The sequence below is a fragment of the Rhizobium sp. ZK1 genome (assembly GCF_047782645.1).
GTDB lineage: Bacteria > Pseudomonadota > Alphaproteobacteria > Rhizobiales > Rhizobiaceae > Rhizobium.
Genome location: NZ_CP180586.1, coordinates 2,165,490 through 2,189,556, shown reverse-complemented (window position 1 = coordinate 2,189,556; position 24,067 = coordinate 2,165,490). Strand labels below are relative to the sequence as shown.

Annotated in this window: 22 protein-coding genes; 16 read left to right on the top strand and 6 right to left on the bottom strand. The window is 62.4% G+C overall.

Annotated features, from left to right (window positions below):
* Nucleotides 1–16 precede the first annotated feature (16 nt).
* The 4 genes from ACK9YZ_RS11265 (at nt 17) to ACK9YZ_RS11250 (ending at nt 1,403) form a co-directional block, all read left to right on the top strand.
* Nucleotides 17–226: a cold-shock protein gene (locus ACK9YZ_RS11265; protein WP_416066657.1), complete on the top strand. Its 210-nt coding sequence runs from the start codon at nt 17–19 to the stop codon at nt 224–226.
* Between the two features lie 135 nt (nt 227–361).
* Complete coding sequence (locus tag ACK9YZ_RS11260; RefSeq protein ID WP_416066656.1) at nt 362–586, top strand: hypothetical protein; 225 nt, start codon at nt 362–364, stop codon at nt 584–586.
* A gap of 30 nt (nt 587–616) precedes the next feature.
* Nucleotides 617–997, top strand: a complete 381-nt coding sequence (locus tag ACK9YZ_RS11255; protein ID WP_416066655.1) for a DUF6481 family protein — start codon at nt 617–619, stop codon at nt 995–997.
* 130 nt (nt 998–1,127) lie between these two features.
* Entirely contained in the window at nt 1,128–1,403 is a 276-nt protein-coding gene (locus ACK9YZ_RS11250) for a hypothetical protein (RefSeq protein WP_216758660.1), read from the top strand.
* 386 nt (nt 1,404–1,789) lie between these two features.
* Here ACK9YZ_RS11250 and ACK9YZ_RS11245 read toward each other — a convergent pair whose 3' ends face one another.
* Nucleotides 1,790–2,707: an AraC family transcriptional regulator gene (locus tag ACK9YZ_RS11245; RefSeq protein ID WP_416066654.1), complete on the bottom strand. Its 918-nt coding sequence runs from the start codon at nt 2,705–2,707 to the stop codon at nt 1,790–1,792.
* 84 nt (nt 2,708–2,791) lie between these two features.
* Here ACK9YZ_RS11245 and ACK9YZ_RS11240 point away from each other — a divergent pair, with 84 nt between their 5' ends.
* A complete protein-coding gene (locus tag ACK9YZ_RS11240; RefSeq protein ID WP_416066653.1) occupies nt 2,792–3,736 on the top strand; it encodes an oxidoreductase in 945 nt (314 codons plus the stop codon).
* A gap of 478 nt (nt 3,737–4,214) precedes the next feature.
* On the opposite strand, the gene ACK9YZ_RS11235 is transcribed toward ACK9YZ_RS11240, so the two are convergent.
* Both ACK9YZ_RS11235 and ACK9YZ_RS11230 read right to left on the bottom strand, forming a co-directional pair.
* Nucleotides 4,215–5,711 (bottom strand): terminase, encoded by a 1,497-nt coding sequence (locus ACK9YZ_RS11235; protein WP_416066652.1) that lies wholly within the window; start codon nt 5,709–5,711, stop codon nt 4,215–4,217.
* A 5-nt stretch (nt 5,712–5,716) separates the two neighbouring features.
* Entirely contained in the window at nt 5,717–6,262 is a 546-nt protein-coding gene (locus ACK9YZ_RS11230; RefSeq protein ID WP_416066651.1) for a terminase small subunit, read from the bottom strand.
* A gap of 311 nt (nt 6,263–6,573) precedes the next feature.
* Between ACK9YZ_RS11230 and ACK9YZ_RS11225 the strand changes: the two genes are divergently transcribed.
* Nucleotides 6,574–6,942, top strand: a complete 369-nt coding sequence (locus tag ACK9YZ_RS11225; RefSeq protein WP_416066650.1) for a hypothetical protein — start codon at nt 6,574–6,576, stop codon at nt 6,940–6,942.
* 42 nt (nt 6,943–6,984) lie between these two features.
* Nucleotides 6,985–7,335, top strand: a complete 351-nt coding sequence (locus ACK9YZ_RS11220) for a KTSC domain-containing protein (RefSeq protein WP_416066649.1) — start codon at nt 6,985–6,987, stop codon at nt 7,333–7,335.
* Nucleotides 7,336–7,698: 363 nt separating this feature from the next.
* Here the strand turns inward: ACK9YZ_RS11220 and ACK9YZ_RS11215 are convergent, their stop codons facing one another.
* Entirely contained in the window at nt 7,699–8,436 is a 738-nt protein-coding gene (locus tag ACK9YZ_RS11215; RefSeq protein ID WP_416066648.1) for a TetR/AcrR family transcriptional regulator, read from the bottom strand.
* 371 nt (nt 8,437–8,807) lie between these two features.
* On the opposite strand from ACK9YZ_RS11215, the gene ACK9YZ_RS11210 reads away from it, so the two are divergent.
* Together ACK9YZ_RS11210 and ACK9YZ_RS11205 are read left to right on the top strand one after the other, a co-directional pair.
* Entirely contained in the window at nt 8,808–9,680 is an 873-nt protein-coding gene (locus ACK9YZ_RS11210) for an FAD-dependent oxidoreductase (RefSeq protein ID WP_416066647.1), read from the top strand.
* Nucleotides 9,681–9,724: 44 nt separating this feature from the next.
* The gene (locus ACK9YZ_RS11205) at nt 9,725–10,042 is read left to right on the top strand and encodes a hypothetical protein (RefSeq protein ID WP_416066646.1); all 318 of its coding nucleotides are present in this window, start codon (nt 9,725–9,727) and stop codon (nt 10,040–10,042) included.
* Between the two features lie 492 nt (nt 10,043–10,534).
* Here the strand turns inward: ACK9YZ_RS11205 and ACK9YZ_RS11200 are convergent, their stop codons facing one another.
* Nucleotides 10,535–11,008 carry an NUDIX domain-containing protein gene (locus ACK9YZ_RS11200; protein ID WP_416066645.1) on the bottom strand — a complete coding sequence of 158 codons (474 nt, stop codon included), beginning with the start codon at nt 11,006–11,008 and terminating at the stop codon, nt 10,535–10,537.
* Nucleotides 11,009–11,158: 150 nt separating this feature from the next.
* The gene (locus ACK9YZ_RS11195) at nt 11,159–11,626 is read right to left on the bottom strand and encodes a DUF6789 family protein (RefSeq protein WP_416066644.1); all 468 of its coding nucleotides are present in this window, start codon (nt 11,624–11,626) and stop codon (nt 11,159–11,161) included.
* A gap of 555 nt (nt 11,627–12,181) precedes the next feature.
* Between ACK9YZ_RS11195 and ACK9YZ_RS11190 the strand changes: the two genes are divergently transcribed.
* From ACK9YZ_RS11190 to ACK9YZ_RS11160, 7 genes are all read left to right on the top strand, one after another.
* Nucleotides 12,182–12,415, top strand: a complete 234-nt coding sequence (locus ACK9YZ_RS11190; protein WP_416066643.1) for a hypothetical protein — start codon at nt 12,182–12,184, stop codon at nt 12,413–12,415.
* Between the two features lie 247 nt (nt 12,416–12,662).
* The gene (locus tag ACK9YZ_RS11185; RefSeq protein WP_416066642.1) at nt 12,663–13,193 is read left to right on the top strand and encodes a dihydrofolate reductase family protein; all 531 of its coding nucleotides are present in this window, start codon (nt 12,663–12,665) and stop codon (nt 13,191–13,193) included.
* 268 nt (nt 13,194–13,461) lie between these two features.
* A complete protein-coding gene (locus ACK9YZ_RS11180; protein ID WP_416066641.1) occupies nt 13,462–18,738 on the top strand; it encodes a DUF4082 domain-containing protein in 5,277 nt (1,758 codons plus the stop codon).
* Between the two features lie 64 nt (nt 18,739–18,802).
* Nucleotides 18,803–20,020, top strand: coding sequence for a GTP-binding protein (locus ACK9YZ_RS11175; RefSeq protein WP_416066640.1), 1,218 nt, complete (start codon nt 18,803–18,805; stop codon nt 20,018–20,020).
* Nucleotides 20,021–20,054: 34 nt separating this feature from the next.
* Nucleotides 20,055–20,363 (top strand): hypothetical protein, encoded by a 309-nt coding sequence (locus ACK9YZ_RS11170; protein WP_216758643.1) that lies wholly within the window; start codon nt 20,055–20,057, stop codon nt 20,361–20,363.
* A gap of 42 nt (nt 20,364–20,405) precedes the next feature.
* On the top strand, nt 20,406–22,550 hold the full coding sequence (locus ACK9YZ_RS11165; RefSeq protein ID WP_216758642.1) for a peptidase domain-containing ABC transporter: 2,145 nt from the start codon (nt 20,406–20,408) through the stop codon (nt 22,548–22,550).
* Nucleotides 22,547–24,004 carry an HlyD family type I secretion periplasmic adaptor subunit gene (locus ACK9YZ_RS11160; RefSeq protein ID WP_416066639.1) on the top strand — a complete coding sequence of 486 codons (1,458 nt, stop codon included), beginning with the start codon at nt 22,547–22,549 and terminating at the stop codon, nt 24,002–24,004. Before ACK9YZ_RS11165 ends, ACK9YZ_RS11160 begins: the two co-directional genes overlap by 4 nt.
* Nucleotides 24,005–24,067: the final 63 nt, after the last annotated feature.

The following is a 24,067-nucleotide window of genomic DNA, read 5'->3' as shown; positions in this document are numbered from 1 at the left end:
TATGAAAGGGTTCATCATGACCACTGGCACAGTTAAATGGTTCAATTCGACCAAGGGCTTCGGCTTCATTCAGCCTGACAATGGCGGCGCCGATGCGTTCGTTCACATCTCTGCCGTCGAGCGCGCCGGTATGCGCGAACTCGTGGAAGGCCAGAAGATCGGCTATGAGCTGGAGCGCGACAACAAGTCGGGCAAGATGTCGGCCTGCAACCTGCAGACCGCCTGAATCATCACGGTATCCGCTCTCCGTTGACCACGGATGTACTGGCACTGTCGAGAGCATGATACCAGCAAGGTCAGGCAGGTTGCCTGGCCTTTTTTGTTCCCGCGGTACCTTGCGGCCTCCAATCCGGAAAAGACCATGTCACAGACACACAGCAAATCCCGTCAGAAGGCGGAGATTGCCTTCGGCAATGTCCAATCACAATTCTTCGCTCGCAACCACGCCGTCGAGGAACTCGATTCCCTCGTTCTGGCCCGTGACGAAAAGACCCGGCGGCTTCGTGAAGCCCGCCTTGCAAAAGAATTGAAGGACCGGGAGGCGGCGACCGCCTCTCTCATCGCGAAACGAGCCAGGAAGGCCTGACTCGTTCAACACGATTTGCAGGACAAAGATTTGAAGAACGCCAGAAACAACGACCTTTCCGATCGCCGTACTGCGGCAGCGGAAGCAAAGTCCGCTCTCCTGAAGGCCTATCATGCGGCAAGAAGTGTCGCCGAACCCGCCAGATTGGCGAGGCAAGCGGAACGCTTGGCCATCGCTGCTGCCAGGGAAGAGCGGCGCCTTGAACGCGAACGGTCAAAGCGCGACGAGGCCGAACGCCGGGTGGCCGAGGCCGCGGAGCAGCAGGCGGCTGCCGATGCTGCGGCGCGCGCCGAAACCGAAGCGCGCGAGGTGGCGGAAAGAGATCGCATCGCCCGGGTGCTCGAAGACGAGGCTATCCGCAAGGCTGAGCGCGACCGGCGCTATGCCAACCGTAAGGCCAGGCGGTCCTAGCGTCCAGGTTTCGGACATCCGATCGGACCTGTAAGCCCACGTTGTTCGCCGCATCCGGCCCGCTAAAGCGCAGTGCCGCCGGCACGGCGTAAACTGCTGCCAAAGACCCATCAAACCGAAAGGAGCCTCCATGCCAGAAACCCCCGGCGAACTCCAGGCAATCAACACGGCCTGGCAGATCGCTATTCAGGAAATCCTGCGGATGGTGATCCGCGACATCTATCATGCGGACGGAGAGGCTGCCTTTTTGGCGAACATCAAGCGCATTGAAGAGGCTGCGGTCGACAGCATTTATTCCGACCTGCGGCTGCGCGGCACGAACGAATGGACGGAATTACTTGTCAAGGAAAAGGCGAGTAACTTTGTCACCACGCTGCTGACATCGTTCACATACGATCGCACCTGACGGGGCTAAGGCTCCAGATCGAGCAACATGCCCACCTTTCGCATTGTGACGCTGGCAACGAACAGCCGTCAGCTCCAACTCTGCCGTCTATAGTGTCCGAACGAACGGCAAGTTTCGGGCAGCGATGAAAGCATCGTAATCGGCGCTAATGACGTCGAGAGCTGCCACATACGAAAGCTTGTCCTGACGACCGCATTTGGCACTTCAGAGACCTCGGGCTCCTGTTGGCCCAAGCGCCAGGTGATCTCGTCACTTCGCCGCGAGGCGGCAGTTCGTGGTTGTTTGCACTGGTCGATGTATTTTGTGCGTGAACGACTCATCTGACCAGGCTGGTCGGGACGAACAGGCAGGCCTCTGCCCCGCGCGGCATCCGCACCGGTTCAATGTCACTGCTGATGAGCGCGACGATATTGTGCTGGCGACATCTGATGAATTCTCCGGAAAGTCGCGCTCAACGCAGTGTCGGAATTGTACCCAACGGCGATGGCGATTTCGGTGATGGAGGCTGATGTGGTGCGGAGCTTGGTCGCCGCAAGGCGCATGCGCCACTTCGTGAGATACTCCATTGGAGCTTCGCCGAGAAGTGCCTTGAACCGGCCCGCAAAGGCGGATCGCGATTGTCCCGCCTCATGTGCTAGGCTCTCGACCGTCCAGGCATGTGCGGGGTTGCCATGAATGGCATGCAGCGCGCGGGCGATGTTGATGTTGGCGAGGCCGGATAGCCAATTCTGCGCATGAGCGCTCTCCGAGGCCAGATGGATGCGCAGGACCTGGACGAAAATCATCCTGAGCAGATCATTGCTGATCAGGCGCGCGCCAGGTGCGGTGTTGTTCCATTCACGATCGAGTTCGGCCAGCAGCCAGCCGATCGAGGCGGCCCGATCGCTCCGTATGGTCATGACCGGAGGCAATGCCGAGGTCAGTAGCACACCGTCCGTTCCGTCGACTTCGACACTTCCCCCGAGAATGGAAAAGTCATCGCCATCCCCGATCGACGCTGCCAGGTTGTCGGATGCGAACACCTCTCGCGCCGGGATGGTCGGCCCCTCGGGCTCGCTCGACAGGGTGAATGGAGCCCGGACCACGACGACGCAATCGCCCGCCTGGAGCGGGATCGGGTCCTGTCCATCGAGCCGCAGCCAGCACAGGCCTCTTCGCACCGCATTGAACTTGAGGTGCGATGGCATCGGAAAATCGATGCCCCAACTGCCGCCAGCCTTGAGGCTGATGGAACAGCGTGCTTGCGCCTGAACGGTCGCAAGGATATCCGACAAGACGTCGGCAGACTGGGTTTGGACGATCACGACGGAATCCTGGACGCGAGGCGCTGGCTCGTCCTCGGTATATCGCCTATCTCCGTCGCATGAAAGCCCAGTCAGGAGTTTGACATGCAGCAGCAGCCCATTGCCTCTCCCTTCAACGCGCACAGCACAGCCTGGGATGTCGCGCAGGATATCAATCTGTCGGGAAAAGCAGTCATCGTGACCGGCGGCTATTCAGGATTGGGACTGGAGACGACGCGTGCTCTGGCGAGTGCGGGCGCGTCGGTGATCGTTCCGGCACGTGACACGGGTAAGGCAGAGGAAGCCCTGGCCGGACTTGGCGGCGTCGAGATCGTTTCCATGGACCTGTCGGACCCCAGATCGGTGGCGTCCTTTGCCGCAGGGTTTCTGGATCGGAAACTTGCCTTGCCGATCCTGATCAACAGCGCCGGCGTAATGGCGACGCCGCTGTTCCGCGACGGTGACGGACACGAGGGTCAGTTCGCGACCAACCACCTTGGTCACTTCCGACTGGTGAAGGCCCTCTGGCCGGCGCTCGCCAAGTCACAGGGGGCACGGGTGATCAGCGTTTCTTCGCGCGGCCATCAACTCGCCGGGGTGGACTTCGACGACATCGATTTCCGTGCCCGTCCCTATGATCGCTGGATCGCATACGGCCAGTCCAAGACCGCCAACGTCCTGTTTGCCGTCGAACTGGACAGGCGAGGAGCGGAGGAGGGCATCCGCGCCTTCTCGCTGCATCCTGGACAGGTTCTGACAAACCTCGCGCGACACCTGTCGGAGGAGGAAATCGCCAGTTTCGATGCGCTCGACGCGGACGGCAGGCCCATCGTGGATCCGGACAAGGGCATGAAGACCCCGGAGCAAGGTGCCGCAACCAGCGTCTGGGCGGCCACAAGTCCGTTGTTGAGCGGAAAGGGCGGTCTCTACCTGGAGGACTGCAATGTTGCGCCGGTACATTCCGGAGATGTGGGCCGCAAGGGCGTGGCGCACTATGCCATCGATCCAGACCTTGCGGCGCGGCTTTGGCATGTGTCCGACCGGATGTAATGGAAGCGTTGGCAGGAAACCTAGCTGACCTGCGGCATAGCGACCATCGACGAGGCCATGAGGGGGGCTTGGCGGACGGCGTCCACAAGAAATCGAATACGCCCCGAACGCGGCGACATACTTCGACGCGACAGGTAAACCACATGGATGGGCAGTCGCGTGCCCGGCATCACGTTCACTAACCGTCCGCTTTCGATATCCGACCGGCAAGAATGTGGGAGAGTATGGCGAGACCGCCGCCTTTGAGCGCCGCGCGGTGGACGGAAACGGCAATTTTGGCGATGAGCCGTGGCACTATGTAAAACCGCAGATGATTACGCCCAGCGCCAGCATACCCCTTGGAAGGTCAGGCTCTTCATCTATTACCTGATCGAGGTGTTCAGCGGGAAAGATGTGCCGGGGACGGCATGACGTCTCCTATTGGCACGAAACGGCCATTCCATCCAACTGCACCTGCTGCCGCATCGCGCCACCCACGCTACCCATAAACATCATAATCCACCGCCGCCTTCGCCCCTGTCCCCGCCCGGTGACGCGGCTTCTTCGCCACCGGCTGCGCGAATGTCAGCGCCAGCGAATCGCCCTCGTTGGGCGAAGGCAACCCACGTTCCTTCATGTCGTCCTTGCTTTCGAGCTGGATTCTGCCATCCAGCCGCGCCACGGTCTCCGGCCCGACGAGATCCTGATAGAGAGCCTCATTGGCCGGGTCGATCGCGCCGCCGGCCTTCAGCCAGCGTTTCATCTGCCCCCAGATATAGGCGCGCATATTGTAATAGCCGGGGTCCAACACCCTGGTCGAGCCGAACCACACGAGCTGCCAGGAGCGGCCCATGACCGTGCCGGCGCTGACGATGCCGGTGCCGTAGCCGGCATCGACGAAGACGGCATCGGCCTGATATTCATCCTCCAGCCGGGCAATGAGATTGGCGACCTCGATGTCGTTGTCGTTGCGGGCGATGGTCGCCAGCCGCTTCGAGTAAAGCCCCTGGCGCAGCATGATGACTGTCGGGTCATCGCCCGTCCAGGCGGGGTCGACACCGATGATGACGGGCGCGAAGCCATATTGCTCGGGGCGCAGGTGGACTGATCGTGCCCGGTCGGCATCATCCGCGGAGATGAACTGCATGGCGGACTGGCTCGGAAACTGGCCGCGCACGCGCACCTTGACGATATCGCTATCCTCGCCGTGATCGTCCACGAGACGCTGAAGGAACTGCTTGTTGGTGCCGGGCACCGAGCGGCTGTCGATCTGCCGTCCCACCCAGCGGTGACGGAAGCGGCGGAAGCACTCTCGGAAGCGGCCGCTGTTCCGCGTCGGGTTGCCGAAGACGATCCAGATGATGACGGTGTCCTCATCCGTCAGCGCGCCCTCGGCCACTTCCCAGACCTTGTCGTGGATCTTCGAGGCCTCGTCGAAGAGCAGCAGGATGATGCGGCCCTTGTTGTGCAGGCCGGCAAAGGCTTCCGTATTGTGCTCGCTCCAGGAGATGAAATCCTGCCGCCAGCTTTCGCTGCGCTCGGGATCGCGCGACTTGATGGACATGGCCTGCACATCGAACCAGTGGGCGGTGATGGAGAGCCGGAACCACTTGCCGATCTCGGGCGCCGTCTTGGTGCGCAGCTGCCCCTCGGTATTGGCTGTCGTGACCACCTTGCAGTCTGCAAAACCGGACATCGCCCAGTTGGAGAGCATGCCCATTTCGGCCGATTTGCCGATGCCGTGGCCGGAGGCGACCGATATCTGGAGCGGCTGGAAGCGGGTGGCTGGGTCGGCAAGATGGGCGCCGATCAGATCGTTGATCTCGTCCTGCCAGGGACGGGGGCCATCGTAACCCGAGAGTTCGCCGACACCCCAATCCCAGGCGAGCCGGCTCCAGCGCTTCGGGCTGAAGCGGCAGGAGGCGGCAAGCGCGATGATCTCGTCATTGGGATCGCGGCTTTCGCCTGAGACGGCGGGCAGGGGTTTTTGAAGCATCGTCGCTACTCCGCCCCGCCATCATTGCGCTTCTGCGCCCGCTCCAGCCGCTCGGCGAGCGCGGTGAGGCCCTTGTGCTCGACGATCTCCTTGAAGGCGTTGATGCGGATATGCTTGCCGATCAACTCCAGCCGACGCAGCCGCTCGGCGAATTTTACCTTCTTCACATGGCCGACTTGTCTGCGCTCCTTGCCGGTGCCCTCATAGAGCGCGGAGATTTCGACATCGGTCACCAGCCCTTGCCGCCAGATGGCGGGCCATTCCCTGATCGGCTTGAAATCGCCGTTCTCGTCGTAGAGATCGCCGAGATCGGCTTCCGCTTCGGCCGCAAGCCGCGTCAAGAGCCAGTCCGCATCGATCTTCGTGCGCTCGGAGCGCTCCGCCGTCGCCGTTTCGATGGCGGCGGCGATCTCGGGTTTCTTCAAGAGCAGCCAGGCCCTCTTCTTGGCGCCGCGCGGCGAATAGCCGGCCCTGATCGCCGCGTGCGCGCCAACTGCATCGACGAGATATTCTTCCACGAAGCGCTGCTGGCGCGCCGTCAGTTCGCTCATGCGATCGGCTCCCGGTTTGCCTGACAGAGTGCAGGCCAATGGTTGTCGAGGCGATATCGGACCAAAGTCCTATGCAGGAACTTTTTCGGACACGTGGCGTTTTGCGCTTCTGCCAGACCTCGTTCCCTGCGTTCCTGGCGCTGTAGAAGAAAGAGCCCGTGGGCATGTCCTGAACGGACGATGCCTGCACCCGGTGTGGACCGGATCGCGGCCACGGGGATTAATGACCGCTATTAACCTAAGGAAAAGCTCTTCGTTGCTGAGAAAATCAATTTGATAATACTGCAGCAGAGAGGAGAGGGAGCTTTACGATGCTTGAAAAACTGATAAAAACTCTTGGTGTTTCCAAGAAGAACCACCGTGAGAGGGAGATAAACTGGATCGGCTATAGCGAAAAACCTTCCCGGCTGGTGATCGAATTCACCGATGGCACCAGGCGCACCCATCTCAATGTCATGCCGGGTTACATCGTCGGTCTGCGGGTGGCGGCCGATAAGCTGGATTACTACGAATCCCAGATCGTGCCCGCAAATGTTGCCCTCGAAGTGTCGGGCGCAAGGGCAATCGCCGATACGAGCACCAGAGCGAGCATCCATATCAGGCCAGGTATAAGCATGGGAGCCCAGAGCATGAGAGCAAGAGCAGCGGCTGCGCCAGGAAAGCGCGAGGCGCAGTCCTGAGATCTCACCTCGGATCCCGGGACCCGCTTCCGGATAGTGACGATGGAAATCTCATCACGATTGATCCAAGAGATTACCTATGATGCGGCGACGCAGACCCTCGACGTCAAGCTGCGCCTGAAAGGCCGTCGCCGCTATTTCAACGTGCCTCCCGCCGTCGTCAAAAACCTGCTCACCGCGCCGTCGCCCGGCTGGTACTACACGCAGCACATCCACCATGCCTTTGCCCGCACGGACGACGAACCTCCTCCACGCTTCTCCCTTTTCCGGCTTCGCTTGCGCCGCCATCCCGCGGCGAGCGGAGTTTTGAAGGCGGAGACGCCGCGCCATCAAGGCACGATGCTGCCGGCATGGCTGCAGAAACTGTCTAAGTCCTTGAAAATGAATAAGTGACGCATCAGGGGCGAAAAAACTTTCAAATTTTTCTCGTCATCCGGCGCTCTCTCCTGAATTGAATTTCTTTACGCGTATTTTTAGGGAAAGTGCATCACTTATTCAGAATCAATGACTTAGTACAATTTTGGGGCGTTTTTGCTGCACTAATCCGATTTCTTATTCAGGATCAATGGGTTAGATTTGATTAGAAGGGATATTGCCCCCCCGGAAGCGGAGAAGTCGCGAGCGGCGAGGGCGAATGACCTGCCAATGCGAAGAATGTGCGGGGTGGGGATGGCTATTGGCGTGCCGCGGAATGGAAAGGCAGACATGAAGCACGCATCAATCCGGCAACTGAGACCTCAATAGGACCGGCGCCATTCAAGGCCTCGGCTCATCCGCCCCTTTGATCGCGCCGATGCCGGCGAGGATCAGGTCGATGCCGGCGAGGAATTGCTCGCGGTCGTCGTGATCGCGGAGCTTCGTTGCCAGATGGTGGACGAAGGGATAGCGCGCCGGGTCGCGCTCCGTCCAGCTTGCGGCAATGGCGCCGAGGACGGCTGACCTGTCCGTGCCTTGCGGCTGCAGGCGGGCATTGGCGGCATTCTGTCCGGCAACGCCGAGGATGTAGTTGACGAGCGCCGAGCCGGCATTGAACAGCGCCTCTTCGGGAACGCCAAGCGCCTGCAGCCGTCCGCCGATCGCTTCGAAGATCTCCAGCATCGCCGCCTGCCATGGCTCGCGGAAGAGGTGAGTGCCGACCCAGGGGTGGGCGTCGATCGCGTCGAACAGGCCGAGCGCGAAGGCGCGGATCGCCTGATCCGGCGTGGCATCCGACGCGAGACCGGTCAGGACGCCGCCGATGATGGCGTCGGTGGCGGCAGTCAGCAATTCGTTCTTGTCGGCGACATGCCAGTAGATCGCGCCGCTGCCTGTTGAGAGATGTGCTGCAAGCGCACGGAAGGTCAGGGCATTTTCGCCCTCGGCATCGAGGATATCGATCGCCGCTTCGACGATCCTTTCCTTGGAGAGAGCGTCTGTGCGCCGCCCGCTTCGCCGGGTTCCGGTCCGCTCAGTCTTGATGGGACGAGCCTTGCTTTGCCGAATCTTGATTTCCATGGGCCGCATCTTGACATGAATGGAACGACGTTCCAATTACTATCTATGGAACGCTGTTCCATTCATCTTCGGCCGGGCATCTTCGGCCAAGCATCGTCGGAAAGGAACACGATGACTGCAACAGTCACGATCGTCGGGGCAGGCCTCGGCGGCCTCACGCTTGCCCGCGTCCTCGCCGTCAACGGCATAGGGGCTGTTGTCTATGAGGCGGAGCCTTCGGCCGAGGCCCGCAAACAGGGGGCCAGCTCGATATCCATCCGCATAACGGCCAGCGGGCGCTGGAGGCTGCCGGCCTCACCGAGGCGTTCCGCGCCATCATCCATCATGGCGCCCAGGCCTCGCGCGCGCTTGACCGGCATGGCGTGGTGCTCATGGAGAAGGCCGATGACGGTACGCTCTCGCGCCCGGAAGTGCTGCGCGGCGATCTCCGCCGCATCCTTATCGAGTCCCTGCCTGGTGACACGATCCGGTGGGGCAAGAAACTCGTTGGCGTTGCGGCGCTCGGCGCCGGCCGGCACGAATTGAGCTTTGCCGACGGGACCAGCGTCGTCAGCGATCTGCTCGTCGGGGCCGATGGTGCGTGGTCGAAGGTGCGGCCGCTGCTTTCGGATGCCAAGCCCGCCTATGTCGGCACGGCCTTCATCGAAACCTATCTCCATGATGCCGATGTCCGCCATCCGGCGGCGGCCGACGTGGTCGGCAGCGGCGGAATGTTTGCGCTTTCGCCGGGCAAGGGCATCGTCGCCCATCGCGAGGCGGGCGGCGTGCTGCACGCCTATATCCAGATGAACCGCTCGCCGGAATGGATCGCCGGCATCGATTTTTCCGATGCCGCCGCGGCCAAGGCCAGGATCGCCGCGGAATTTGAAGGCTGGGCGCCGGCGCTGACCGCACTGATCACCGAGAGTGATACGCCGCTTGCCCCGCGCCTGATCCACGCGCTGCCGGATGCGATCCGCTGGCCGCGTGTCCCCGGCGTGACGCTCATCGGCGACGCCGCCCATCTGATGGCGCCATCGGGCGAGGGGGCAAACCTCGCCATGTTCGACGGCGCGGAGCTCGCAACGGCAATCGCCGCGCAGCCCGACACTATCGAAGCAGCGCTTGCCGCCTATGAGGAGCCGATGTTTGCCCGCAGCGCAACAGAGGCGGAAGGCGCCCGCTTCATCCTGGATCTCTGCGTCGGCGACCGCGCGCCCTATGGGCTGGTCGATTTTCTTACCGGCAAGCTCGGGCAGGGATGAGGCAGTGCTGCGGCGATTGACCTGCCGAGGCGAAGACGTCGCCTGTGCTCATGCACAACGCGCTGGTCGAATATGCCGGTCTCATCTCGCTGCTGACGGCGGTCGGCACCTTCGTCGCGATCGTCGCCGGTGTCGCCGAGCTCATCAAGGCGCGGCGCGGCCATGTGAAGGAGAAGGAGCAGGAGTTCAACAGCTCGTACCTGACGATCAGCGATGCCTATCACCGGCTCCTGGAACTCTCCGTCGAATATCCTCATCTCGGCATCTTCCCGTGGCAGGAGGAGGCCGCCGACCTTTCCCTCGCCGACCTCAACCGGCGCGACATTTTCGCGGGCTTCTCTGGAGCGGCACAAGACGCCTGAGATAACGGAGCATTTCTGGCCGGGGTGGGAGATGTTTCTCAAGCGGCAGATCGAGAAGCCGTCGTTCCGGGACTATTGGGGGATTTTCGATGGGGAGGGGGCGTTTGGCGCGTATGATGCGCGGTTCGAGGCGTTTGCGCGGGGGGCTGGATGGCGGGCAGGGGGATGGTCTGGGCGGAGGATGAGGGTTGGGCAACTCGACCTCTCGATAGGGACCGGCACGCCAACTTCCCTCATTCCTGTGCTTGTCACAGGAATCCAGCCACCGCGCGTCCGCGCGGTGAATGACTCTCACATGCCGCAAGCGAAAAAGTCTCTCCTGCCCAAGGACTTGGGCAGGCTGGATCCCTGTGACAAGCACAGGGATGAGGGGTGGAGAGGAGGGCACTCATCTCCAAAGCAAGGGCGGAGCAAGAGATGCCTTGAGGCGTTTGGAGGGGCGCTGGATGCGGCGCAAGGGACGGTAGCGGGACTGAGCGGGTGACGGCAAGCTCAGTCCGTCATCTGCACAAAATGCCTCTCGGTCAAATAGCGCCCATCCGCCACTGCATCCCTCACCACCACCGGACGCAGGTCGACGTTCGCGAGCGTTTCCAGCGGCAGCCAATATTGCTTCAGGTGCGTCTCGTTGCTGACAACGTCATGCCGATCGAGCGACACCAGGAAATAATGCTCGGCCTGCTGGATCAACTGGCCGCGATAGCGAAAATGGTTCTCGACGCAGAAGAGATATCGCGCCTGCCTCACCCTGGCATTCGTCTCTTCCTCGAATTCCTTGCGCAGCCGGCGTTCGAACGTATCGCCGATTTCATATTCGCCGCCGATGAAGGCATAGCAGGACGATGGATCGTCGGCGGGCTGCTGAACCAGCACCTTTCCATCCTCGACCACGATGCCTGCAACCCTGACCCTCGGAATCTGCCTCATCGCCACGGCCTGAAAGAACCGGTCCTGACTGGATTCCACGATGCTTCCCCCGGGTGAATGACGAACTCCGGCACAGTTATTGGGCAATCCCCGGACAGGTCAAGATTGCGCACATGGAAGCCTGCGCCACTGCATCCCTCACCACCGACGGACGCAGGCCAACGGTTTCAGCCTTTCCGGCCTCGGATGCTATTCATGCGCAGCTCTGGCGTAAGCCACACCCAGCACCGCACCGTAGACGAGGTGAAGAACAAGGGTGGCCACGACAGCCCGAAGGCCGAGCGACAGTGCAAACAGGCCATGGCCGGCCATGGGCATGAAGACGATCATCATCGCGAGCCAGGCTAAAGCTCCGAAAATGAGACCCCTGACGACCGGGAGGCCCGGAAGGTCTGCGTGCATTGCCGCATAGATGGTGCCCCAGATGATTGTCCCCAGCGCAAAGTGGCCGATCCAGCCGAACGACAGGGCCATGGCTGTGCCTGCCGGCAGTTGGGCCAGATTCGCGATATCTGCGATTGGATCGAGCTGCGGCATCAGGCCCGCCGCTTTCTGGGCTATCATCAGTATGGACATTGCGACCGTGGCTGTGAAGCCGGCGATCAGGCCGGCCCGTTCATCCAGGAGCGTCGGCATTGGGTGGTGGAGGAGTTTCATGGCGTTGCCTCATGAGCATAAGGTTGACACGCGAATTCCGAACCGGGTCGATCCGGATCCGCGCGCCTGCCAGAGGCATGACCGCCATCCTCGATTTCATGGGAACCCGGCATGTACCGCTAGCAGGCTCCGGCATCATTATACACCGATTGTGCTTCAAAGATCAGCAATTTGATGTCGCAATCAGGCGCTCGGCCGATGCCTCCCGGTATCGTTCGGACGTCGCATAACCAGATTGCACGGCGGCATCGAAACCCGCGGCAGGGTCGCCGATATCGAGGCATCCCCGAGACGAAGTCCGACGGCGAGCCAGGTTGTTTCCTGCAATCATCAGGGGTGGTGCAGCCGTTCTTGTCGCGATAAGATCAACCTGAACTATACGTCGGCCTCGACTTGGAACTTGTTGCATGGCCAATGTATTGTCTAGGCGTTGTTCTAGAGCACGTCACGATCTTCAAGATTCGTTCGCCGTGCTTTAGGTCTTTGTTTTTACGCGTGTCGTCATCGCAAAACTGCGCACACTTTTGCGCGACACGCTTTATCGATCGAGGAATAATGATGTCTTCAGAATCCACGCGTCTCACATCCGAGGCAATTACACTATCGGCTGCCGCCATTCTGAACTCTCTCATCTCCGTGCTCGGCAACAGGGGTCTGCTTTCCCCCGAGGAAGAGCGGGAAGTCTACCGCGCCGCCGCCGAGATGATCGATGAAGCCTCCGGCGACGACGAGGACGGAACCTACGAGCTGGCGCGTGAACTGATCGAGCTGAGGATGGCCGATATCTAGGGCGATTTCAGGAAAGGTGCGCGGCGGCGTCTCCAGCGCCGGATCGGGCGAGCAGCCCGGGTGTCGAGCGTTCATGCGCATTCCAAAAACTGATTGCGATTTGAAACTAGTCGGGCTATCCTGCAACTGATTGTATAGGGCAATCAGAATCTCGATGGTGCGGCGCTTGCAGCATCGGTTCGAAAATCGGCATCGATTTTCGAACCGATGCGTGGATTCAAAGGACACTCTGGAGGAGGAAGAGGACATGGCCAAGCTTGTGTTCGGATTGAACGTGTCACTGGACGGTTACATCGACCATGACAGATTCATGCCCGGTCCCGTCCTCTTCCGTCACTTCATCGAGAGCGTGCGCGGCGCGGCAGCCATCGTCTACGGTCGCCGCATGTACGAGCTCATGCGCTATTGGGACGAAGATCATGCGGACTGGGAACCAGCGGGAGGCGAGTTTGCGGCGGCGTGGCGGAGCCGGCAGAAGTGGGTTGTATCACACACGCTGACGTCGGTCGGCCCTAATGCCACGCTTGTCGAGGGGGACCTCGAAACTGCCATCCGCGGACTGAAGGACCGGCTTGTCGGAGAGATCGGCATTGGCGGATCGGACCTGGCGGGAAGCCTGACGGAGCTTGGCCTCATCGATGAATATCAGCTCTATTTCCATCCTGTCGTGCTCGGCCACGGCACGCCATTCTTCACGGCACCCCGGCCGCGGCTGCGCCTTGTGGCCAGCGATCGTATCGACGAGGACGTGATCAGGCTGACCTACGTTCCGGCCTGAGGGCAGGCGCGCGCCAGAGGTGACGATTGCTCACCTCGATGCAACACTCCAAATTTCCTTTCAACCTTCACAGGCAAACTTGCCGCCATGCCAGTCGGGCATGCGGGGGGTCATCATATGGGCGTAGGGGGTACCACCCTCATACCGCGGATTGCTGTCGTTCGTTCCCGCGCGAAAGCTGCCAGAATGAAGCCTTGGAATGCTGCTTCGTGGAGCCGGTTATGGGGCGGGTCCAGGAGGCTGGTGGACGGGAAAGGGGACGCCACTTATGCGGAAAATTCGCGTTAGTAGTCTTGAGTGCCTGAGTACATTTGGTGGGGCGTTGAGTATCAGTCGTGCACCCTCGGCCTGGAGCGCAGTGCTGGGAACCGCGACGGTTGTGTCTTCCACGAGTACCGAGGGTTCCCTAAGCTTTGCCAATCAGGGCAGCTTTACCGATCCGGGCGGTGGCGCCGTCCCGTCCTCCTTCGCAGGCAATATGATGCAGCCTGCCGCAGCGATCTCCTTCGGCGGCATGCAGACCGCCTCCCTGTCGCCGACGGCGATGTCGGCGCCTGCGGGCGATGGCGGCGCGCCGGACACATCCACCAAGACGGCGTCGATCCTGCCGGCGCAGCAGACGACGACCACGTCCACCGAGCGTACCGTGCTCGGCCCGGACCCGTACCAGGAGGCGGCGACGCTGCCTGCGGCGCCCACGCTGACAGGCGTCACCAGCGACGCCGGCACCGCAAGCACGACCACGTCTGCGACCGATCCTGCCGCCGGTTCCGGCACGCAGTCGTTACGCCTTCAGACCTCGATCGCCTCCATCTCGCTGCAGCCGAGCGAGAGCGTTTCCGCCGAGACCCCCGTGGCCTCGGCGACGCTTGCTGCGCCCGCGGCGGCGGCTGCGGCTGGTCCCAACAAGATCGCGCTCGAGAACTTGAAGCAGGGCAACCCCATCAGCGAATGGGGGCTGGAGGGCGACGGCAACGGCACCATCCAGGGCTTCGCCACCGAGATCAGCACCAATATCGGCCAGACGGTCGATTTCAAGATCGCCACGGATTCCACCCATTACCGCATCGATATCTACCGCATGGGCTATTATGGCGGTATGGGCGCGCGCAAGGTGGACTCGATCGAGAAATCGCTGACCACGGCGCAGATCCAGCCGCATCCGATCGTCGACATGTCGCTCGGCCTCATCGACTGCGGCAACTGGTCGGTTTCCGCCAGCTGGCAGATCCCTGCCGATGCCGTCTCCGGCGTCTACTTCGCCAAGCTGGTGCGCGAGGACGGCACCGAGGATGCCGGCATCATCCCCTTCGTCGTGCGCGACGATGCCTCGACCAGCGATATCGTCTTCCAGACGTCGGATACGACATGGCAGGCCTATAATGCCTGGGGCGGCGCCAGCCTCTATTACGGCGAAGTGCCCGTCGATCCGGCCGACATGATCGGCTACCTGCCGCCGAACTGCAGCTGCGGGCTGACCGCGATCGGCCGCGCCTCGGCCGTCAGCTACAACAGGCCGATCATCACCAATACGAGCCCGTCCGGCGGTTCGCATGATTTCATCTTCGGCGTCGAATCCTCCGCCATCTCATGGCTGGAGCAGAACGGCTACGATGTATCCTACATCTCGGGCGTCGATGCGACGCGCAGCGGCAGCCTGCTGCTCAACCATCAGGCCTATCTCTCGGTCGGCCACGACGAATACTGGTCTGCCGAGCAGCGCGCCAATGTCGAGGCCGCACGCGATGCCGGTGTCAACCTCGCCTTCTGGAGCGGCAACGAGTGCTACTGGAAGGTTCGCTGGGAAAGCAGCATCGACGGCAGCGGCCAGGCCTATCGCACCATGGTCTGCTACAAGGAGACCTGGGGCTCGAGCACCGATCCGAGCAGTGTCGGCACCGGCACCTGGCGCGATCCGCGTTATGCCGATCCGGGGCAGGAGCCGGAGAATTCGCTGACGGGCACGATGTTCCAGGTGGACAGCTACCGCCAGGATACGATCTCCATCCCCTATGACTATTCGAACCTGCGCTTCTGGCGCAACACCGAGGTCTCGGAGCTGAATGAAGGCGATACCTACAATCTCACGCAGAACCTGCTCGGCTACGAATGGGATTCCGATGTCGAGAACGGGTTCCGTCCGGCTGGACTGATCAACCTGTCGCTCTCGTCGGTCGCGGTCAATACGTATCTGCGCGATTACGGCCAGACGATCGGCGATGCCGTCGCCACCCACAGCCTCACCATGTACCGGGCGGCAAGCGGCGCGCTGGTCTTCGGCGCCGGCACCGTCTTCTGGTCCTGGGGCCTGAGCGACAATCACCAGGGTCCGACGACATCGACCGATCGCAATGTGCAGCAGGCGATGGTCAACATGTTCGCGGATATGGGCATCCAGCCGACGACGCTGGATGCGAGCCTGATCCTCGCCACCCAATCGACCGACCTCTTGAAGCCCACCTCGTCGATATCAACGCCCATCGTGGGTGCCTCCTTCCTCGAAGGGCAACACGTGACGATCACGGGCACGGCGCAGGATTTCGGCGGCGGCATCATCGCCGGCGTCGAGGTCTCCACCGATGGCGGCCAGCACTGGTTCAAGGCGACCGGCCGCGAGAACTGGAGCTATAACTGGGTCGTCCAGGCAAGCGGCACCTATACGATCATGTCGCGCGCCGTCGACGACAGCGTCAATCTGGAGACGCCTTCGGCCGGCAAGCAGGTCACCGTTACGCTGCCCAGCACGCAGGGCCTGTGGACGCTGGCGGAAAAGCCGGCAACCGAGGTGGCGATCGATCGTGACTCGGTCGAGCTCGGCCTGCGCTTCCAGGCGACGACGGCGGGCTCGGTGCAAGGCATCCGCTTCTACAAGGGCTTTTACAATATCGGCGAACATGTCGTCAGCCTCTGGGCGAGCGACGGAACGCTGCTGGCGACCGGCGTATCGACGGGGGAATCGCTTTCCGGCTGGCAGACGGTGATGTTCTCCAGTCCGATCCAGATTCAGGCCGGCACGACCTATGTGGCCTCCTATCACGGCAACGGCTACTACTCCGTCACCGACAATTATTTCAGCAGCCCCTATACCAGCGGCCTGCTGAAGGTGGTCGATGGCGGCGGCGTGTTCGCCTACAGCGGCACCAGCACGTTCCCCGGCCAGAGCTCCGGCGGCGCCAACTACTGGGTGGATGTGGTCTTCGATGCCGGCCCCAACAGCACGCCGGTCGCGACCGACGACAGCGGGCTGGTCACCGGCCATAACGGAACGCTTGTCATTTCGATCGCCGCGCTCGTGGCAAACGATACCGATGCCAATGGCGATGCGCTCACCATCACCGCCGTCGGCAATGCGCTGAACGGCACGGTCACCCTCGACAAGCAGGCCGGAACCGTCATCTTCACGCCGGCCAACAATTACACCGGGCCGGCAAGCTTCACCTATACGCTGTCGGACGGCCGCGGCGGTACGGATCAAGGCAATGTCAGCCTCACGGTCCAGGCAGGACCGGCCGGCGAGACGGTATTTACGGGCAGCGAGGGGCCGACCGGCGGCAGCTTCAACGACAATACGGCGATGGAACTCGGCATGAAGTTCGTCGCTTCGTCAAGCGGCACGATATCGGGCATCCGCTTCTACAAGACCGCCGGCGATACGAGCGTGCATACCGGTTCCCTCTGGAAGGCAGACGGCACGCTGATCGCCACGGTCACCTTCACCAACGAGTCGCTTTCGGGCTGGCAGACGGCGACCTTCTCCACGCCGCTGCAGATCACGGCGGGTGCGACCTATGTCGCCTCCTACCACACGACCGGCAGCTATGTGGCGACGGCGAACTACTTTACCACAGCCCATACCAACGGCTCGCTGACGGCGCTGGCCGGCAGCAACGGCGTCTACGCGGTCGGATCGGGCTCGACCTTCCCGACATCGAGCTACCAGTCGACCAATTACTGGGTCGATGTCGTCTACAACCAGTCGACGGGCAACATGGTGCCGGTCGCCGCCAACGACAACGGCTATACGACCTATGCCAACACGGCGCTGTCGATTGCCGCAGCCAGCCTGCTGGCAAACGATACCGATGCCGATGGCGATCCGCTCAGCATCACCGGCGCCAATGGCGCGGTCAACGGAACGGTGACGTTCAACAGCCAGACCAATACCGTCACTTTCACGCCGACGACGGGTTATACGGGTGCGGCAAGCTTCTCCTATTCGATCTCGGACGGGCAGGGCGGCACGGCGTCTGCGACCGTCAGCCTCAATGTCGGCGCGCAGCCTGATGGTTCCGGCCTGTTTGCCGTCTCCGACGCGCCGGCGGGTGCGGCCGCCGACAATTCGTCCGTCGAGCTCGGCGTCAAGTTCATCGCGTCCGCCCGCGGCGAGATCACCGGCCTGCGCTATTACAAGAGCGCGCAGGATACCGGCACGCATGTCGGCTCGCTCTGGACCGCGAGCGGCCAGCTGCTGGCGCAGGCGACCTTCACCGCCGAAACGGGAAGCGGCTGGCAGACGGTGACCTTCGCGCAGCCGATCACCGTTTCGGCCGGCGTCACCTATGTGGCGAGCTACCATTCCAACGGCTTCTATTCGGCCACGGCGAACTATTTCACCACGGACCATACGAGCGGCTCGCTGACGGCGCCGTCGAGTGCTTCGAGCGGCGGCAACGGTGTCTATGCCTACGGCTCGGGCAGCCTGTTCCCGACGGCTTCCTACAATGCGACCAACTACTGGGTCGACGTGGTCTATCAGGCAAAGCAGAATGTCGCTCCGGTCGCGGCCAATGACGACGGCTTCTCGACGAATAAGGGCGTGCCGATCACGATCCAGGCGTCGGCGCTCATTGCCAATGACAGCGATGCCGATGGCGATGCCATCTCCATCACCGGTGTCAGCGGCGCGGTCAACGGCTCGGTTTCCTTCGACAGCCAGGCGCAGACCATCACGTTTACCCCGACATCGGGATATTCCGGGCCGGCGAGCTTCAGCTATTCCATCGCCGACGGGCAGGGCGGCACGGCAACGGCCGGCGTCTCGCTTGCCGTCAACAATCAGAGCGCCGACCAGACCCTCTTTGCCGCCAATGCAACGCCTGCCATCGTCAACACCAACGACAACCAGCAGGTCAATCTCGGCATGAAATTCCAGGCCGATACGGCAGGCTGGATCACCGCCATCCGCTTCTACAAGGGTGCCGACAATACAGGCCCGCACAACGGCTATCTCTGGACCGCCTCGGGCACGCTTCTCGGCAGCGTCACCTTCAACAACGAAACGGCGAGCGGCTGGCAGACCGCCGCGCTCACCCAGCAGGTGGCGATCTCGGCGGATACGACCTACGTCGTCTCCTATTCGACCAATGGCAACTATTCGGCGACCGGCAATTACTTCAGCGCCGATGTGACGAATGGCGATCTCAAGGCGCCATCAGGCAATAACGGCGTCTATGCCTATGGGGCGGGCGGGCTGTTCCCGAGCGCCAGCTACAACAGCACGAACTACTATGTGGACGTGGCGTTCAGACCGCAGCTTGCGGCGTAAACACCGCTGACATGTGAGGCCCAGCACCTGGAAAACAGGGCATCCGGAAAGGATGACGATATCGATGATGCGTGCAGACAACAGATTGCCGGTTACCGTCCTCGCCGGGTTTCTCGGCGCCGGCAAGACGACCGTTCTCAATCATGTTCTGAGTAATCGAGAGGGTCGCCGGGTTGCTGTCATCGTCAACGATATGAGCGAGGTCAACATCGATGCGGATCTCGTGCGCGAGGGGGGTGCAGACCTCTCGCGCACGGACGAGACGCTGGTGGAGCTCACCAATGGATGCATCTGTTGCACGCTGCGCGACGATCTCCTGAGCGAGGTCCGCCGGCTGGCCGCTACCGGCCGTTTCGACTACCTCCTGATCGAGGGCACGGGCATTGCCGAGCCGCTGCCGGTCGCAGCCACCTTCTCCTTCCGCGACGAGAACGGGGCAGCGCTCTGCGATGTGGCGCGGCTCGACACGATGGTCTGCGTCGTCGATGCGGTCAATCTTCTGGCCGATTACCGGAGCGGCGAATTCCTGGCCGATCGCGGCGAGAGGCGTGACGGCGACGACGAGCGCAAGCTCGTCGAACTGCTCGTCGAGCAGATCGAATTTTCCGATGTCGTCATCGTCAACAAGGCAGGCGAGGTGGCGCCCGCGATGCTTGCGGAGGTCCGCCGGGTCATTGCGGCGCTCAATCCGGATGCCCGCGTCATCGATGCGGTCTTCGGCCAGGTGCCGCTTTCGGCAATCATGGATACCGGTCTCTTCAGCGAGGCGAAGGCCGCCCGCCACCCGCTCTGGCACAAGGAGCTTTACGGCTGGGGCGACCATGTGCCGGAGACCGAGGAATACGGCATATCGAGCTTCGTCTACCGCAGCCGCCGGCCTTTCGATCCCGCGCGGCTCGCCCGCGTCCTCGAGCAGCCATTGCCCGGCATCATCAGGGCGAAAGGGCATTTCTGGCTGGCGACCCGGCCGGACGAGATCGGCCTGCTGTCGATTGCCGGCACGCAGTGCCGCATCGATACGAGAGGATTCTGGTGGGTGTCGGTGCCGCGGGCGCACTGGCCGCGCCATCCGCAATTCCGCCAGTTGCTGGACCGGCACTGGGACGACGTCTGGGGCGATCGTCGCCAGGAGCTGGTTTTCATCGGTTCCGGCTTCGACGAGGCGGCGATCCGCGCTGCGCTCGACGATTGTCTCACCGGTGAGGAGACGGGTTTCGATCCGCTGACGGCCGTCGGCCTTCGAGATCCGTTTCCGGCATGGAGGCATGATATCCACAGGTGAAGGTGTTTTGATTATCAACCAGAGGAAAAGAACAATGAGCAGCGAACTTTATGCAGACGGCATCGGCGAAATCACCATCACGGGCACGATCGTGCGCATCGACCTGATGTCGCTGTCGGCCACCGACCGCGATGCCAACAACAATCCGAAGCCCATCTTCCGCCAGCGCATCATCATGCCGGTCGATGCCTTCGCCAATGCGGTCGATCTCATGCAGAAGGCGCTCGGCGGGCTGGTCGAGGCGGGTGCCGTTCGCCGCATCGGCGACATGTCGGCTGCCGCGGCCGCCGATATCCAGGCGACGCAGGCCGGGACTTCGAACGCCTCGCCGAACTTCAACTGATAAACAAATATCGCCTCGGTCTCGTATTGTTTCGGGTGGGCCATGAGTGAATTTCTGCATACGAACCTGCATTGTCTTGCGCTCGTCGCACGTCATCACGGCGTCGATCTTTCTCCTGAGCGATTGCAGCACGATTATGCCGTCGGCAGCGATCCGGTTGCCGTGCGGCAGCTCTTGCGCATGGCCAAGGATGCCGGCCTGAGGGCCAAGCATCTCGATCTCACCTGGCGAAGCCTGTTCCAGCTCGGCGAAGCCTTTCCTGTGCTGGCTGAACTTTCGAACGGCAACTGGGTGGTCATCGCCGGTGCCGTCGGGGAGGGCGAGGAGGAGAGGATCCGCGTTCTCGACCCGCTCGCCAGCCGCGCCGAAGTGATGATGCTGAGCGAGGAGCAGTTCGCCAAGGCCTGGCTCGGATCGGTGATCCTGCTGAAGCGCAACTATCGCATGTCCGACGAGGACCGGCCCTTCGGGTTCCGCTGGTTCATCCCCGAAATCATCAAGCAGCGCAGCTTCTTCCGTGACGTGGCGCTCGCCGCCTTCGTTCTCTATGGCCTCGGGCTGACGACGCCGATGTTCTTTCAGCTCGTCATCGACAAGGTGCTCGTGCACCAGAGCTATGCGACGCTGACGGTTCTGACGGCGGGCATTGCCGTCGCGCTCGTCTTCGACGCGACCTTTACCTTCCTGCGCCGTTACCTGCTGCTCTACGCCACCAACAGGATCGACATCCGGGTGGCGACGCGCACCTTCGGGCATCTGCTCAACCTGCCGATCGCGCTCTTCGAGCAGGCCTCGGCCGGCGTTCTCGTCAAGCATATGCAGCAGACGGGCCGCATCCGCGAATTCCTGACCGGCCGGCTGTTTCTGACCCTTCTGGACGGCGTGTCGCTCCTGGTCTTCATACCGATCCTGCTTCTCTACAGCGTCAAGCTGACGCTCGTCGTGCTCGGCTTCGCAGCCCTCGTCGGGCTCGTCGTGATGCTGCTCGTCGGGCCGTTCCAGCGCCGCCTGCAGGCGCTCTACCAGGCCGAAGGCGACCGGCAGGCGCTCCTGGTGGAAACCGTGCACGGCATGCGCACCGTCAAATCGCTGGCGCTGGAGCCGCGCCAGCGCAAGGTGTGGGACGATTATTCGGCGCAGTCGATCTCGGTGCGTTTCCGGGTCGAGAAGATCTCGACCATCGCCCAGGCGATGACCGGACTGCTGGAAAAGCTGATGAGTGTCGCGATCATCGGCCTCGGCGCGCTCGACGTGTTCTCCGGCGCGATGACGATCGGCGCGCTGGTCGCCTTCAACATGCTCGCCGGCCGCGTCTCCGGACCGCTGGTGCAGATCGTCACCATGGTGCACGAATATCAGGAAGTGGCGCTCTCGGTGCGCATGCTCGGCGAGATCATGAACCAGCGGCCGGAACAGGCGGGCCGCGGGCGAGGGGTGCGGCCACATCTGCATGGCCGCATCGAATTCGACCGCGTCAGCTTCCGCTATGCGCCCGATACTGCGCCGGCGCTCGACAATGTCTCCTTCGCCATTCCGGCAGGCTCGGTCTTCGGCGTGGTCGGCAAGAGCGGATCGGGCAAGACGACGATCACCCGGCTCATCCAGGGGCTCTACCAGAGCCAGGAAGGGCTGGTGCGCATGGACGGCTATGACAGCCGCGAGATCGACCTCGTGCATCTGCGCACCAGCATCGGCGTCGTACTGCAGGATAATTTCCTGTTCCGCGGCTCGGTGCGCGACAATATCGCAGCCGCCAGGCCCGATGCCAGCATCGAGGAGATCATGCAGGTCGCCCGCATCGCAGGCGCCGAAGAATTCATCGAGCGGCTGCCGCGCGGTTTCGACACGATGCTGGAAGAAAACGCCGCCAACCTCTCCGGCGGCCAGAAGCAGCGTCTCGCCATTGCGCGGGCGCTGATCACCGATCCGAAGCTGCTGATCTTCGATGAGGCGACAAGCGCGCTCGATCCCGACAGCGAGGCGATCATCCGCGAGAATCTCAGCCGCATCGCCGCCGGGCGCACCGTCATCATCGTCTCGCACCGGCTTTCGACGCTCGTCGATGCCGATGCCATTCTCGTCATCGATCGCGGCAAGGTCGCCGATATCGGCCGGCACGACCAGCTCGTGTCGCGCTGCATGACCTACCGCCATCTCTGGGCACAGCAGATGAGGCAGGTCGCATGAACGCGCATGTCAGAAAATCCGACGAAAACATGCCGGTTCCCTCAGGCAAGGGGCCATCGGACAAGGGTCCGGAGAAGGGCCAGAAAAAGGGAAACCAGCTCGTCGCCCGCCCGCCGCTGCCGCCGGCCATCGCCGAATTCCAGTCCGATGCCGTCGAACTGGAGGAACGCGCGCCGCCGCGCGTTGCGCGCATGACGCTCTATTGCGTGACGGCGCTGCTTGCCGCCACCATCACCTGGGCCTCCGTTTCCGAGATCGACGAGGTGGTGATTGCGCCCGGCAAGCTCGTCACCACCCAGCCGACTATCGTCGTCCAGCCGCTGGAAACCTCGATCATCCGCACGATCGACGTGAAGGCCGGCGAGGTGGTGCATGCCGGCCAGACGCTGGCGACCCTCGACGCCACCTTCAGCCAGGCCGATGTCGACCAGCAGCAGGCGAAATTCTCCGCGCTCGACGCGCAGGTGAAGCGCATCGAGGCGGAACTTGCCGGCGACGATTATACCGCCATGGCCGGCAAGACGCCCGACGAGATGCTGCAGGTGCAGCTCTTCGGCCAGCGGCGGGCCTTCTACATGGCGCAGCTGCAGAATTTCGAGCAGCAGATCGCCGGCCAGTCGGCGGCGCTCGCGGCAGCCAAGAACCAGGAGGCCGTGCTCATCGACCGGCGCGATACGCTCTCGCAGATCGAGGGCGCGCGCACGCGGCTTTACGACAAGCAGAGCGGTTCGCTGATCACCATGCTCGGCTCTCGCGACGCCCGCCTCGACGTGGAATCCGATCTGACCGCCGTTCGCGGCAAGGGTGACGAGGCAGCACACGCCTATGCCAAGCTGCGCGCCGACCGCCAGGCCTTCATCGAGGATTTCCGCCGCGCCGCCATGGAACAGCTGGTGGAACTGCGCGGCCAGCGCGACATGGCCGATGAAGAGCTGAAGAAGATGGAGCTGCGCCGCAACATGGTGTCGCTGACGGCACCCGCCGATGCCGTCGTGCTCGATCTCGCCCAGCGTTCCATCGGCTCGGTCGTGCGCGAGGCCGAACCGATCGTCACGCTGGTGCCGATCAACGTGCCGCTCGAAGCGGAAGTGTCGATCAACACCCGCGACATCGGCCGCATCGCCGTCGGCAAGGAGGCCCGCATCAAGCTCGACGCCTATCCCTTCCAGAAATACGGCACCGCATCCGGCGAGGTCCGCACCATCAGCCAGGACACGTTCATGACCGGCCAGCAGCCGGAACAAACCGCCACGCCCAGCCAGCCGGCCGCACCCTTCTTCAAGGCTCGCATCCTGCTTGCGGATACAAGGCTGAACGCCTCGGACGTGCCGGTTCGGCTGCTGCCGGGCATGACCGTGTCGACCGAAATCAAGGTGGGGCAACGGACGGTGATTTCGTATTTCCTCTACCCGCTCTTACGCGGGCTGGATGATGCGATACGGGAGCCGAACTGAGGGGTCCCCAGGCGAGGTGTAGGGCGAGGGGCCACCTGCACGAGCCAGGGGATGGGGGCAGTG

Bases quoted from the DNA above. Each gene is read 5' to 3' on its own strand.
- ACK9YZ_RS11265 (WP_416066657.1), top strand. From the start codon at position 17: ATGACCACTGGCACAGTTAAATGGTTCAATTCGACCAAGGGCTTCGGC.
- ACK9YZ_RS11260 (WP_416066656.1), top strand. From the start codon at position 362: ATGTCACAGACACACAGCAAATCCCGTCAGAAGGCGGAGATTGCCTTC.
- ACK9YZ_RS11250 (WP_216758660.1), top strand. From the start codon at position 1,128: ATGCCAGAAACCCCCGGCGAACTCCAGGCAATCAACACGGCCTGGCAG.
- ACK9YZ_RS11240 (WP_416066653.1), top strand. From the start codon at position 2,792: ATGCAGCAGCAGCCCATTGCCTCTCCCTTCAACGCGCACAGCACAGCC.
- ACK9YZ_RS11235 (WP_416066652.1), bottom strand. From the start codon at position 5,711: ATGCTTCAAAAACCCCTGCCCGCCGTCTCAGGCGAAAGCCGCGATCCC.
- ACK9YZ_RS11230 (WP_416066651.1), bottom strand. From the start codon at position 6,262: ATGAGCGAACTGACGGCGCGCCAGCAGCGCTTCGTGGAAGAATATCTC.
- ACK9YZ_RS11225 (WP_416066650.1), top strand. From the start codon at position 6,574: ATGCTTGAAAAACTGATAAAAACTCTTGGTGTTTCCAAGAAGAACCAC.
- ACK9YZ_RS11220 (WP_416066649.1), top strand. From the start codon at position 6,985: ATGGAAATCTCATCACGATTGATCCAAGAGATTACCTATGATGCGGCG.
- ACK9YZ_RS11215 (WP_416066648.1), bottom strand. From the start codon at position 8,436: ATGGAAATCAAGATTCGGCAAAGCAAGGCTCGTCCCATCAAGACTGAG.
- ACK9YZ_RS11210 (WP_416066647.1), top strand. From the start codon at position 8,808: ATGGAGAAGGCCGATGACGGTACGCTCTCGCGCCCGGAAGTGCTGCGC.
- ACK9YZ_RS11195 (WP_416066644.1), bottom strand. From the start codon at position 11,626: ATGAAACTCCTCCACCACCCAATGCCGACGCTCCTGGATGAACGGGCC.
- ACK9YZ_RS11190 (WP_416066643.1), top strand. From the start codon at position 12,182: ATGATGTCTTCAGAATCCACGCGTCTCACATCCGAGGCAATTACACTA.
- ACK9YZ_RS11185 (WP_416066642.1), top strand. From the start codon at position 12,663: ATGGCCAAGCTTGTGTTCGGATTGAACGTGTCACTGGACGGTTACATC.
- ACK9YZ_RS11180 (WP_416066641.1), top strand. From the start codon at position 13,462: ATGCGGAAAATTCGCGTTAGTAGTCTTGAGTGCCTGAGTACATTTGGT.
- ACK9YZ_RS11175 (WP_416066640.1), top strand. From the start codon at position 18,803: ATGATGCGTGCAGACAACAGATTGCCGGTTACCGTCCTCGCCGGGTTT.
- ACK9YZ_RS11170 (WP_216758643.1), top strand. From the start codon at position 20,055: ATGAGCAGCGAACTTTATGCAGACGGCATCGGCGAAATCACCATCACG.
- ACK9YZ_RS11165 (WP_216758642.1), top strand. From the start codon at position 20,406: ATGAGTGAATTTCTGCATACGAACCTGCATTGTCTTGCGCTCGTCGCA.
- ACK9YZ_RS11160 (WP_416066639.1), top strand. From the start codon at position 22,547: ATGAACGCGCATGTCAGAAAATCCGACGAAAACATGCCGGTTCCCTCA.